This is a genomic window from Acetivibrio straminisolvens JCM 21531 (assembly GCF_000521465.1).
GTDB classification, from domain to species: Bacteria; Bacillota; Clostridia; order Acetivibrionales; family Acetivibrionaceae; genus Hungateiclostridium; species Hungateiclostridium straminisolvens.
The window spans coordinates 38,718-51,300 of the sequence record NZ_BAVR01000007.1 but is presented as its reverse complement, the minus strand read 5'-3'; the positions used below and the strand labels follow the sequence as shown (position 1 = coordinate 51,300).

Genomic DNA, 12,583 nt, shown 5'->3' with positions numbered 1-12,583 from the left:
AAGCAGCAATAAAAGCAACAAATTCATTTCACCGATACAATTTTAAAACCCCTCTTATTTAGAGGGGTTTGCAAACAATAAGTTCAATTCCTTCTTCACCTTTATCAATTGCATTTATCACTCTGTAATAGTCACAAATATCAGTAAGTTCAGCCTTAGGCGGAGATGTCATCCTAACAGAAGCAATCTTCCCTCCTGTGTCTTTCAGCATGTTTCTTGCTTCTTCCAATGTAAAACCAATAACATTTTCAGCCTTCATGGCTAAACCTCTAATATTTCTTTCTCTTTTGATTCAACAACCTTATCTATTTCCGCAATATATTTGTCAGTAAGGTTCTGGATTTCTTTTTCTGCATTCTTGAGATCATCTTCGGTAATTTCGCCGTTCTTTTTCATGGATTTCATTTTTTCAAGTCCGTCTCTTCTTATTGACCTAATAGCGACTTTGGAGTCTTCTCCGTATTTTCTGGCAAGCTTTGTAAGTTCTTTTCTTCTTTCCTCAGTGAGCGGAGGGAAAACCAATCTAATAACCTTGCCGTCATTATTCGGATTTATGCCAATATCAGATTTTTGAATTTCCTTTTCTATTTCCTTCAATATCTGGACATCCCAAGGTTGAATCATAATAACCCTTGGCTCCGGTATTGAAATAGTACCAAGCTGATTAATCGGTGTAGGCACACCGTAATACTCAACCATTATCCTATCTAATATCGCTGCGTTTGCCCTTCCTGCTCTGACAGTATTTAGCTCATCTTTTAACACACTAATGGTTTTTTCATCTTTTCTTCAATATTCTTATACTCTTCCATTGACATATTCCTCCTCTATTTACATTACTATTGTGCCGATGTTATCACCCAATACAGCTTTCACAATATTTCCCGGTTCATTGAGCCCAAAAACTATTATCGGGATATTGTTGTCTTTGCAAAGGGAAGCAGCAGTTGAATCCATTACTCCCAGACCTTTATTGATTACATCCATAAACGAAAGCTTATCAAACTTCTTTGCATCAGGGTTTAGATTGGGGTCACTGTCATATACGCCATCAACCTTCTTTGCAAGAAGTATAACTTCTGCATCAATCTCTGCTGCACGCAAAGCGGCTGTAGTGTCTGTCGAAAAGAAGGGATTCCCCGTTCCACACGCAAAAATAACAATCCTCCTCTTTTCCAAATGCCTTACAGCCTTCCTTCGTATATACGGCTCTGCTATCTGACGCATTTCGATGGCTGTCTGAACCCTCGTAGGCACCCCCTGGGATTCAAGGGCATCCTGAAGTCCTAACGCATTTATGACTGTTGCAAGCATCCCCATATGATCCGCTGTAGTACGATCCATTCCTTTTCCGCTTCTACCTCTCCAAAAGTTTCCACCCCCTACAACAATAGCAATCTCAACTCCCATATTGTAGACTTCTTTTATATTTCTTGAAATTTCATTTATTGTATCGGTATCAAGCCCCATCTTCTTTTCTCCTGCCAAGCTTCACCGCTTATTTTCAACATAACTCTTTTATACTTTGTTTTTTGCATTAAAGATAATCCTCCGCTCCTTAATGTTATTCTAACACACAAACATTACAATTGGAAACAGTATTTTATTAAAATAACAATAATCCCTAAAAAGGAACATATAAAGTAACTTTATATGTTCCCTTAACTACTTGAGATTTATCCGCCTATTTGCTTCATAACTTCCTCGGCAAAGTTTTCTTCCTTCTTTTCTATACCTTCGCCTCTTTCAAATCTTACAAATCTTCTGATATTGATATTTTCGCCTATAAGAGCTATCTTCTCAGTGAGAAGCTGTTGTATTGTCTTGTCTGGGTCTTTTATAAAAGGTTGCTCTAAAAGACATATTTCTTTATAAAACTTGTCTATTCTTCCTTCAACCATCTTATCGACAATCTTTTCAGGTTTTCCTTCATTTAATGCCTGAGCTCTAAGAATTTCTTTCTCTTTTTCAACCTTTTCCGCGGGAACTTCATCTCTACTTATGTATTCAGGCTTGCTTGCTGCAATATGCATTGCAATGTCTTTTACAAAAGCTTTAAAATCTTCATTTTTAGCGGCAAAATCCGTCTCAATATTAACTTCGACCAATACGCCTATTCTTCCGTCACCATGGATATAAGCATCAACCAAACCTTCCGCTGCAATTCTTCCTGCTTTCTTAGCTGCTGCCGCCAATCCTTTTTCTCTCAAAAGCTCAATAGCCTTTTCCATATTACCATTTGCATCCGCAAGAGCTTTCTTACAATCCATCATGCCTGCTCCGGTTCTTTCACGAAGCTCCTTAACCATTTCAGCAGTAATCATTCTGAATTCCTCCAAACAATATTAATTTCTCAAAAATTTATAAGCTGATTTTTGAATATTATTCTCATTTAAGGTGTTTTTTAAACCTTACCGAAAAAAGTTTGAGACATCATCTCAAAAGCTTTTATATCTTTCCTATCATTAAAAGATACCTAAAATCCGACTTCAGCATAACAATCCGCTGAAGTCGGAAAATTTTTAAGCTTCTACAGAAACTTCTTCCTCAACACTTTCTTCAACTGCTTCTTCCGAGCTGCTTTCAACCGAGAGCTGCTCGCCCTGTCTTCCTTCTATAATAGCATCTGCAATTTTTGATGCAATCAACTTAACAGCTCTGATGGCATCGTCATTTCCGGGAATTACATAATCCACTTCGTCCGGATCGCAGTTGGTATCAACAATTGCAACTACAGGAATGCCGAGCCTTCTAGCTTCGAGTATCGCAATTCTTTCTTTTCTGGGATCCACTACAAACAATGCTCCGGGAAGTTCTTTCATCTCTTTGATTCCTCCCAGATACTTTTCCAGCTTTTCCCTTTCACCCTTAAGCTTTATAACTTCTTTCTTCGGCAGAACGTCAAAAACGCCTTCCTCTTCCATTTTGATAAGCTCTTTTAACCTGTTTATTCTTCCTTTGATTGTCTTGAAGTTGGTGAGCATTCCACCGAGCCATCTTGCATTTACGTAGAACTGATCTGCTCTTTGTGCTTCTTCCTTTATGGAATCCTGAGCCTGCTTCTTCGTACCTACAAAAAGAATTCCCTGGCCGTTCATTGCCACTTCTCTGATAAAATAATAAGCCTCTTCAACCTTTTTCACAGTCTTCTGAAGGTCTATAATATAGATACCGTTCCTTTCTGTGAAAATGTACTCGGCCATTTTCGGGTTCCATCTTCTGGTCTGATGACCGAAGTGAACACCTGCTTCTAACAATTGTTTCATTGAAATAACTGACATTTAAAGCACCTCCATTAGTTTTATACCTCCGCAACCTTCATCTTTATGGGGAACCTTGCGGCACCATCCCATAAATCAAGCTTGCGTGCGTATTTTCCGTCTAGTAGTATAACACATAGTTATTCTTTTATCAATAATAAATAAAATTTTTTACGAAAATCAATTAAGGCCATATCAATTATATTTCCAATTCGGTACTTTTCTGTATTCCTACTTTATTGACAAGACCCAATACCTATTTTACAATAATATAGTTATTAAAATAATTGAATTTTTAACGATTTAGAGGGAGATTTTTGTGGAAAATATTAAAGGAAATATTAGAGAAAACATCAGAAATGTCGCTATAATTGCCCATGTCGATCACGGGAAAACAACGCTTGTAGATGCAATGTTGAGACAAAGCGGTATATTTAGAGAAAATGAACAGATTCAGGAAAGAGTAATGGACTCAAATGATTTGGAAAGAGAGAGAGGCATTACAATTCTCGCAAAAAACACTGCCGTAACTTATAAGAATATCAAAATTAATATTGTTGACACCCCGGGGCACGCTGACTTTGGCGGCGAAGTTGAACGGGTGCTTGGAATGGTTGACGGTGTTCTTTTATTGGTTGACTCCTTTGAAGGCACCATGCCCCAAACAAGATTCGTACTCAAAAAAGCTCTTCAGCTTAATTTAAAACCTATAGTTGTAATAAACAAAATTGACAGACCGGAAGCGCGGCCCATTGAAGTTGTGGATGAGGTTCTTGAGTTGTTCATCGAACTTGGAGCAGATGATGAGCAGATTGATTTTCCGATTGTATATGCCTCTTCAAGAGAAGGCTATGCTATACACAACTTGAATGACGAGCCGAAAAATCTTGAACCGCTGTTTGAGACCTTGATAAATCACGTACCTGCTCCCCAAGGTTATATGGACAAACCGCTTCAGCTTTTGGTATCAAATATAGATTATGACGGTTATGTGGGAAGAATAGCAGTAGGAAGAGTCGAAAGGGTATAATCAAAACAGGACAGCAAGCTGTTTTGTGTAAAAAGGACGGAAGTGTTGAAAATGTCAAGATAAGCAGGCTCTACGTGTTTAACGGCCTCAAAAGAATTGAAGCTGACTCTGCGATGATGGGAGATATTGTTGCAGTGTCGGGTATCGGCAATATTAATATCGGTGAAACAGTTTGCGATATCAGCGCACCGGAACCTTTACCTTTTATTGACATAGACGAGCCCACAATTTCCATGACCTTTATCGTAAACAACAGCCCATTTGCAGGACGCGAAGGAACTTTTGTTACTTCAAGACATCTTAGAGACAGGCTTTTTAGAGAATTGGAAACCAATGTGAGCCTTAGGGTCGAAGAAACCGATTCTCCCGACTCCTTCAAGGTATCCGGAAGGGGCGAACTTCATCTTTCAATATTGATTGAAACAATGAGGCGTGAAGGCTATGAATTTCAGGTTTCCAAGCCCAGTGTTATTTACAAGGAAGTCAACGGTGAACTGTATGAGCCTATTGAGTACTTGATCATTGATGTTCCCGAGGACTTTATGGGTGTCGTTATGGAAAAGCTGGGAAGCCGCAAAGCTGAAATGGTAAATATGCATTCTTCCAACAGGGCTATATGAGACTGGAATTTAAAATTCCTTCAAGAGGGCTTATCGGATACAGGTCGGAATTTTTGACTGATACGAAGGGAAATGGTATAATGAATCATGTCTTCCATGGTTTTGAACCTTTCAAAGGAGAAATACCGAGAAGACAGAGAGGCTCAATGGTTGCATGGGAGGATGGAGAAGCTGTCACCTATGGCCTTTATAATGCCCAGGAAAGAGGTTCTCTGTTCATTACGCCCGGGACAAAGGTATACGAAGGTATGATAGTGGGAGAGAATTCTAGGGCGGAAGATATTGTTATTAACGTTTGCAAAAAGAAACACGTTACCAATATGAGAGCATCCGGTTCGGACGAAGCCTTAAGACTTACTCCTCCCGTAATACTAAGCCTGGAGCAGTGTTTGGAGTTTATCGAAGACGACGAACTGGTAGAAGTTACTCCAAAGAATATTCGACTTAGAAAGAAAATCCTCAATACAGAGCTTCGGGCAAAGGCAAGAAGAAAAGAATAATTTTATCTAAGATGTACAACACAAAGATTTATGTAATAAAAAGAATATTGGGTGGTGAGAATAATGAATGGAAGCAGTTCGGCAGCATCAAAAAATAAAGCAAAAAAGAGTGGGAATAAATTTCCATCTTTGATTTTGTACTTTCTTGTCTTCCTTATTATATTTACAATAAGCACCCTGGCTTCTTACACATATTTTGTAAATGAGGAAGAAATCAACTATGAGGAAGTTTTGGCAAAAATAGACCCCGAAAAAGGTATTCAGGTCGAAATCCCCCGTGGTGCTAATACCGATGACATTGCAAATATACTTAATAAAGAAGGGGTAATAAGTTCTCCTTTTTGGTTTAAGTTTGTTTCAAAATTTAACGGTTATGACGGCCGCTACAAGTCGGGAAAACATATTGTAGACAAAAACCTTGGATATAAAGAAATTATGGAGATACTGTGTAGCAACCCTGTTACAACCACCGTCACTATAATTGAAGGTAAAAACTCAGACCAAATTGCAGATATTCTAAGCGAAAAAAAGTTGTGGACAAAGAGGATTTTATTGAAGCCTGCAATACCGAAGAATTTGAATATAAATTCTTAAAAGATATTCCCGACAGCCCGGAAAGAAAAAACAGGCTTGAGGGCTACCTCTTCCCCGACACCTATTTCTTTGACCCAAAGGGAGGAGAACGGGCAATAATTGAAAAGTTTCTGGACAACTTTGATGCAAAATTTAAGCCGGAATTCTACGAAAGAGCTAAAGAGCTCAACATGACAGTTGACGAAGTAATTATTCTTGCTTCCATTATAGAAAGGGAAACAGCTCTCCCCGAAGAACGGGCGATTGTTTCCAGCGTATTTCATAACAGGCTGAAGTCTTCGAACCCTGAGCTAAAAAAGCTTCAATCCTGTGCTACCGTGCAATATGTTTTATATAATACTCAGGGTAAAATGAAGGAGAAATTATCCGATGAGGATACCAAGATCAACCACCCGTATAACACATACCTTTTTGAAGGACTTCCGCCGGGGCCTATATGCTCCCCGGGTCTTGCTGCCATAGAAGCGGCATTGTACCCCGACGAAGAATCGGAGTATCTGTTCTTTGTAGCTAAAGGTGATGGAAGCCACGAGTTTTCAAAGACTTTGGCGGAGCATTTGGAAGCCGTTAAAAAATACGAAGCAAATTAAGCAATGCTATAAAAAACTGTTGTGAGGATTTCAAAAAATCCTCACAATTTTTATAATCTCTATAAGGACTGAATAAAAATGATTTCTTATGAATATATAAACGACTATATTAGAAATACAATAAAGAAAAATGACGGGCTTTTGGCAGAGCTCGAGGTTTTTGCCAAAGAGAATCATGTTCCTATTGTACATCCGGAAGTGGCATCCCTTCTTAAAGTAATAGGTCTAACCCTTAAACCCTCCCGTATTTTAGAAGTAGGGACAGCCATAGGTTATTCTGCCATCCTCTTCTCCACCGTGCTTTCGCCGGGAGGAAGAATTGATACAATTGACAGATACGAGTTGATGCTGGAAAGAGCCAGAGAGAATATTGAAAAAGCAGGACTTAAGGAAGTCATAAACATAATTGAAGGCGATGCCTTAGATGTCCTCAAATGCCTTGAACATAAATACGACATGATATTTTTGGATGCCGCCAAAGGCCAATACCCGGAATTTCTTCCCGAGTGTCTGAGGCTTCTAAGGAGCGGGGGGCTTCTTATATCAGACAATATCCTGTATAAGGGAATGGTTGCAACGGATGAACTTGTCGTAAGAAGAAAAAAAACTATTGTAAAAAGGTTGAGAACTTACCTTAAGACTATTTGCAGCATGGATGAACTTGAGACAAGCATTCTGCCTGTCGGTGACGGAGTGGCAATAAGCTTTAAAAAATAGCCCTCTTTTTGTTGCATCCATAGCAGAATTTTATCATCTGATTAGGAGTGAAGTATATGAAAAAAGCTGAACTGCTTGCACCTGCCGGCAGCCTCGAAAAACTGAAAATGGCTGTTTTATACGGTGCAGATGCCGTTTATCTCGGCGGAGAGGAGTTTAGTCTTAGAGCCTATGCCGAGAATTTCACAATGGATGAGTTGAAAGCAGGAGTGGAATTTGCCCACAATAAAGGAAAAAAAATATATATAACCATGAATATATTCCCTCACAATGAGGATTTAAAGAGAATTCCCAAGTATATAAAAGAAGTTGCAAGTATCGGAGTTGATGCCATAATACTGTCTGATCCCGGTGTTTTCTCAATGGTAAAAGAAGTGGCCCCGGATATGGAAATACATTTAAGCACCCAGGCCAACAACACCAATTTTATGAGCGCCCGCTTCTGGCATGACCAGGGCGTAAAAAGAGTGATACTTGCAAGAGAACTGTCCCTTAATGAAATCCGCGAAATAAGAGAAAAAACTCCCGATTCTTTGGAGCTTGAAGTTTTTGTCCACGGAGCTATGTGTATCTCCTATTCCGGAAGGTGCCTTCTCAGTAATTACATGGCCGGCAGGGATTCCAACAGAGGACTGTGTGCCCATCCCTGCAGATGGAAATACTACTTGATGGAGGAAAAAAGGCCCGGTGAATACTTCCCGGTATATGAAAATGAAAGAGGTACATTCATTTTCAATTCGAGAGACCTTTGTATGATTGAGCATATACCGGAACTAATAGAGGCCGGAGTTTCCAGTCTCAAAATTGAGGGACGGATGAAAAGCTCCTTTTATGTCGCAACAGTTGTAAAGGCATATCGCGAAGCTTTAGATGCCTACTATCAAAACAAAGACAGCTATAGATTTGACCCTCGACTCTTTGATGAGGTTTGCAAAGTCAGTCACAGGGAATTTACCACAGGCTTTTTCTTCAACAAGCCCGGGCCAAAAGATCAGATTTATGCCACCAGTTCATATATAAGAGAGTATGACTTTGTAGGAGTTGTCCAAAAATACGATAAGGACACAAAAATAGCAACAATAGAACAAAGAAACCGTATGTACAAAGGTGAAGAAATAGAAGTGGTAAACCCTCAGGGCGATTTCTTTATTCAGAAAATCGAATGGATGAAAAATGCTGACGGTGAAGATATAGACGTTGCTCCCCACCCTCAAATGACGGTATACATGCCCATGAAAGAAGATGTAGAGGAATATACAATGCTTAGGCGAAAAAGCAGTCCTAATGAGTAAACCCTGTAAATAAGCGGTTAATATTGTAAATCTGTTCTAAACTGAGGTCCTGTGACGGACTTCAGTTTTTTTGCAAATACTAAAAAACAAGTATAAAGGCCCCGCTATTTGGAAAAATTAATTAATAATACTAATTAATACAAGGGGGCTTTCTATGTCTATCAAACGCAATAAAATTATTCTTGCAGTATTTACTCTTTCAATCATGCTGCTTATATTAAGAGCGCTTTATATACAACTGGTTATGGGTGAAAAGCTTTTCATACAGGCAACTGCCCAAAAAGTAACCAACCTTCCTGTCGATGTGCCAAGAGGAAACATACTTGACAGAAACCTTATTCCCCTAACCAACAGAAAAAAGAAAGTGGATGTAATAATACAGCCGCTTTATCTTAAAGATAACACAAGCGATCTTTTAAAGATATCAAACATTCTGGAACTTAATTTTAATGAAATCAAAAGACAGGTTGAAATTAAAAAAGAACCCTTAAAAATAAGTGTAGATGAAAATAAAAAAGAGCTTCTTATAAAAGAAAAAGTTCAAGGTATATCCTTTATACACTCCCTTGAAAGATATGACGACAGTACGCCTGCCAAGCATGTTGTTGGCTACCTGAATAAAATTGATATGACAGGACAAACAGGTATTGAAAAAGCTTATGAAAATTATCTTAAACAAGACTCCCAAAGCAGTATCGCAGTCATAACCGACGCCAAAGACAACCCTGTAAAGGGTCTTGGCTATCGATTTATAAATCCCGTTAAAATCAATGAAAAGCTGAATGTAAAGCTGACCATTGATTATAATATCCAGAAAACAGCTGAAGAAGTCATGGAGAGGTATAATCTCAAAGGTGCTGTCGTAATAGAAGAGGTTAATTCCGGAGATATTGTTGCTATGGTAAGCAAGCCCGATTACAACCCCAATGAAATCGAGAAATATCTGGAGAGTCCGGACAACGAGTTGTTTAATAGAGCCGTGGCATCCTACAATCTCGGCTCCATATTTAAAATTATCGACCTGGCCAGTGCCTACAGCAAAAATATAGATCCGTCGATGTATTACTATTGCCCGGGATATGTGATTTTGGGAGACAAAGAATTCAGATGCTCCGCTTACGGAAGAGGGGGACATGGATTAATTGACCTGCACGAAGCCTTTGCATCCTCCTGCAACCCGTATTTTATTGAGCTGGGCATTAAAATTGGTCCAAAAAGCATAATAGAAACAGCAATTAAATTTGGCTTCGGCCAAGTCACCGGCATTGATGCCCAAGGCGTTGAAGAATCGGCCGGTATTCTTCCAAAACCCGACAGCTTCACCTACGGAGATACCGCAAATATTTCCATAGGTCAAGGAGATGTTCTGGCAACTCCCCTTCAGGTTGCAGATATGGTTGCCACTATTGCCAACGGTGGAATTAAGAACAATGTGAATATTGTCGATTCCATAGTTGACAGTAAAGGAAATACTGTAAAAGTAATCAGAAAAAATAAAGGCCAAAGAATTATAGATAAAGGAGTATGCGATAAAATAAAACAGCTTATGGAGGAAGTTACAGTCAGCGGTACCGGAACCAGAGCAAACCTAAGTGAGTACGGCGGCGCCGGCGGAAAAACCGGAAGTGCCGAAACGGGTCAATACATTAACGGTGAAAAAGTTGTTCATGCGTGGTTTGCCGGATATTTTCCACGGCTTGATCCGAAATATTCGGTCGCAGTATTTATTGAAGACGGAAAAAGCGGTGGAGCAATAGCTGCTCCCATCTTTGAGGAGATTGCCAAGACTATCTTGAAAAAGGGCTTCTAATTTATTGTTGTACTGGCACCTTAAATATTTTTGCTACATATACTTATAAGGTAGCCAATTTATTGGAGGTGCCTTATCTTGCTATATATATTGATTTCCTCAATTCTAGAGATACTAAATAATATATTTTTTCTATTAGGGTATATTTCCAATGTAAATTCATTCCCCCAGCCTTTAAGCGCTGAGGAAGAACAACACTATTTAAATCTTCTTAAAAAAGGAGATGAAGAAGCAAGAAATATACTTATTGAAAGGAATTTAAGACTTGTTGCCCATATAGTAAAAAAGTACAACTCTACCACAAGTGACAGTGATGATTTAATTTCAATCGGAACCATCGGATTAATAAAGGCCATTTCAACTTTCAACCATGAAAAAGGTACAAGACTTGCAACTTATGCAGCCCGGTGCATCGAAAACGAAATTTTAATGCACATCCGTTCCACTAAAAAAAATCAAAGCGAAGTCTCCCTTCAGGACCCTATAGGAGTTGACAGGGACGGAAATGAAATTGCTCTCATTGACGTTATCGGCAACGAATCAGAGTCAGTAGTTGAAGAAGTAGAGCTTAAAATGCAAGTGAAACGTCTCTACAATAAAATGAAAGATGTATTGAAAGCCCGGGAGAAAATGGTTCTAGAGCTTAGATACGGACTCTTAAACGGCACAAGCAAGACCCAGAGGGAAATAGCAAAAATGCTAGGAATATCAAGGTCTTATGTTTCGAGAATTGAAAAAAAGGCGATAAAAAAATTGGGAAAAGAGCTGAAATCTGAAGGCTGTAAATAGTTATCAAAAAGACATATATTACGTTCGTTGCCTTTTACACCTTTATTTTTTATTGAAATCATTTATCAGCTCTTTTAGGCTCCTTTGCTTCATCATTCCCGATATGATATTTTTAACAATCAATACTACAATAGGACCTAAAATAAGCCCGAGCAAACCGAAGAACTTCATTCCAAGATACATCGACATTAATGTCACCAAAGGATGGAGTCCTATCTGATGTCCAACTATTTTTGGCTCTATCATTTGCCTTATAACAAGTACTATAATATACAAAATCAAAAGTGATACTCCCATCCTAATGTCCTTGGTTAGAAACTCATATATTGCCCAAGGAACCAATACACCGCCCGTACCAAGGACGGGAAAAGCATCTATAAAACTGATAACCATACCAAGCAAAACAGAGCGTTTTACTCCAATTATCGTTAACCCGATAGAAAGCTCACAAAAAGTAATCACCATTAGTATAAGCTGCGCTTTAAAATATCCAAACAAGGCCATAAATGTATCGTCTTTTATACTTATTATTTTATTTAAAAATGTTTCCGGCAAATTATTTTTGATATAACTATAAATTCTGTCCCTGTCACCGGAAAGAAAATATGTTGAGAGAATTGTCACAAGTACAAATATCACCATCTGAGGTATGGATACCGCCGTGTTGTAAATCCCTTTCACAAAAGAATCCACCACACTGGAAATGGAATTGGAAAGATTCGAAACCATATTTGAAATCTGTGCGGTGACCTCACCGGGAAGACCAAAATAAATGTTCAATCCTCTATTTATCAAATTTGATATGTTTTGATACGCTTCTTTCAAAAACTCCGGCTGAGTGTTTGAAAGGCTTGTTATTTCCTTATAAAGTTTTGAGAACAACATAAGGAGCAATATTGTTATAATCGACAAGACCAAAAGTAATGACACCAACGCAGCAAATTTTCTTCTGAACTTTAGCCTTTTCATAAGAAACTGGATTACAGGCTCTATCAAAGAAGATATGGCAAATGCAATAAGAAACGGTGCCAAATAAATTGCAAGCTTAAGTCCCAGCAATATTCCGACAATTGTCCCCCCAAAAATAAGGACTAATTTTATAACAAGTTTTACTCTTCTATCCATAATACCCTTCCTATTTTAAAATTTACAATATTACTATCTGCAAAATATAACATTCTTTTGCTTATATAATATTAAACACTTCAACATAATGCAAGGGATTTTTTATTTGATGGAAATAAATACGAAGAAAATAATTAAAAAAGTGCTTGCATCTACTGGAATCTACAAGCACTTAAACTAAAATATACGTTTGTCGAACTAATTATAAAATACCTTATTTTACATATGATTGTCAACATATTTGCATGTTCTATTT

Annotated in this window: 11 protein-coding genes and 2 pseudogenes; 7 read left to right on the top strand and 6 right to left on the bottom strand. The window is 38.3% G+C overall.

Annotated elements, in window-relative coordinates; all coding sequences use genetic code 11:
• Positions 1-58 precede the first annotated feature (58 nt).
• From JCM21531_RS03120 to rpsB, 5 genes and pseudogenes are all read right to left on the bottom strand, one after another.
• On the bottom strand, positions 59-259 hold the full coding sequence (locus JCM21531_RS03120) for a hypothetical protein (RefSeq protein ID WP_038287283.1): 201 nt from the start codon (positions 257-259) through the stop codon (positions 59-61).
• Positions 260-261: 2 nt separating this feature from the next.
• Entirely contained in the window at positions 262-771 is a 510-nt protein-coding gene (gene frr / locus JCM21531_RS03115) for a ribosome recycling factor (RefSeq protein WP_054846978.1), read from the bottom strand.
• A gap of 60 nt (positions 772-831) precedes the next feature.
• Positions 832-1,538 (bottom strand): annotated as a pseudogene (gene pyrH, locus JCM21531_RS03110) (UMP kinase).
• A gap of 138 nt (positions 1,539-1,676) precedes the next feature.
• Positions 1,677-2,324: a translation elongation factor Ts gene (gene tsf / locus JCM21531_RS03105; RefSeq protein WP_038287279.1), complete on the bottom strand. Its 648-nt coding sequence runs from the start codon at positions 2,322-2,324 to the stop codon at positions 1,677-1,679.
• 198 nt (positions 2,325-2,522) lie between these two features.
• Positions 2,523-3,281: a 30S ribosomal protein S2 gene (gene rpsB / locus JCM21531_RS03100; RefSeq protein ID WP_038287277.1), complete on the bottom strand. Its 759-nt coding sequence runs from the start codon at positions 3,279-3,281 to the stop codon at positions 2,523-2,525.
• Between the two features lie 307 nt (positions 3,282-3,588).
• Between rpsB and typA the strand changes: the two are divergent.
• From typA to sigK, 7 genes and pseudogenes are all read left to right on the top strand, one after another.
• Positions 3,589-5,410, top strand: a pseudogene (gene typA / locus JCM21531_RS03095) (translational GTPase TypA).
• Positions 5,411-5,473: 63 nt separating this feature from the next.
• On the top strand, positions 5,474-6,004 hold the full coding sequence (locus tag JCM21531_RS20300; RefSeq protein ID WP_243467137.1) for an endolytic transglycosylase MltG: 531 nt from the start codon (positions 5,474-5,476) through the stop codon (positions 6,002-6,004).
• On the top strand, positions 5,944-6,594 hold the full coding sequence (gene mltG, locus JCM21531_RS20295; RefSeq protein ID WP_243467136.1) for an endolytic transglycosylase MltG: 651 nt from the start codon (positions 5,944-5,946) through the stop codon (positions 6,592-6,594). Before JCM21531_RS20300 ends, mltG begins: the two co-directional genes overlap by 61 nt.
• A 78-nt stretch (positions 6,595-6,672) precedes the next feature.
• Entirely contained in the window at positions 6,673-7,311 is a 639-nt protein-coding gene (locus JCM21531_RS03085) for an O-methyltransferase (protein ID WP_038287275.1), read from the top strand.
• Positions 7,312-7,367: 56 nt separating this feature from the next.
• Positions 7,368-8,603 carry a peptidase U32 family protein gene (locus tag JCM21531_RS03080; protein WP_038287273.1) on the top strand — a complete coding sequence of 412 codons (1,236 nt, stop codon included), beginning with the start codon at positions 7,368-7,370 and terminating at the stop codon, positions 8,601-8,603.
• A 154-nt stretch (positions 8,604-8,757) separates the two neighbouring features.
• Positions 8,758-10,413, top strand: a complete 1,656-nt coding sequence (locus tag JCM21531_RS03075; RefSeq protein WP_038287270.1) for a peptidoglycan D,D-transpeptidase FtsI family protein — start codon at positions 8,758-8,760, stop codon at positions 10,411-10,413.
• A 78-nt stretch (positions 10,414-10,491) separates the two neighbouring features.
• Positions 10,492-11,202, top strand: coding sequence for an RNA polymerase sporulation sigma factor SigK (gene sigK, locus JCM21531_RS03070; RefSeq protein WP_038287269.1), 711 nt, complete (start codon positions 10,492-10,494; stop codon positions 11,200-11,202).
• Positions 11,203-11,244: 42 nt separating this feature from the next.
• On the opposite strand, the gene ytvI is transcribed toward sigK, so the two are convergent.
• Positions 11,245-12,327: a sporulation integral membrane protein YtvI gene (gene ytvI, locus JCM21531_RS03065; protein WP_038287268.1), complete on the bottom strand. Its 1,083-nt coding sequence runs from the start codon at positions 12,325-12,327 to the stop codon at positions 11,245-11,247.
• Between the last annotated feature and the right edge of the window lie 256 nt (positions 12,328-12,583).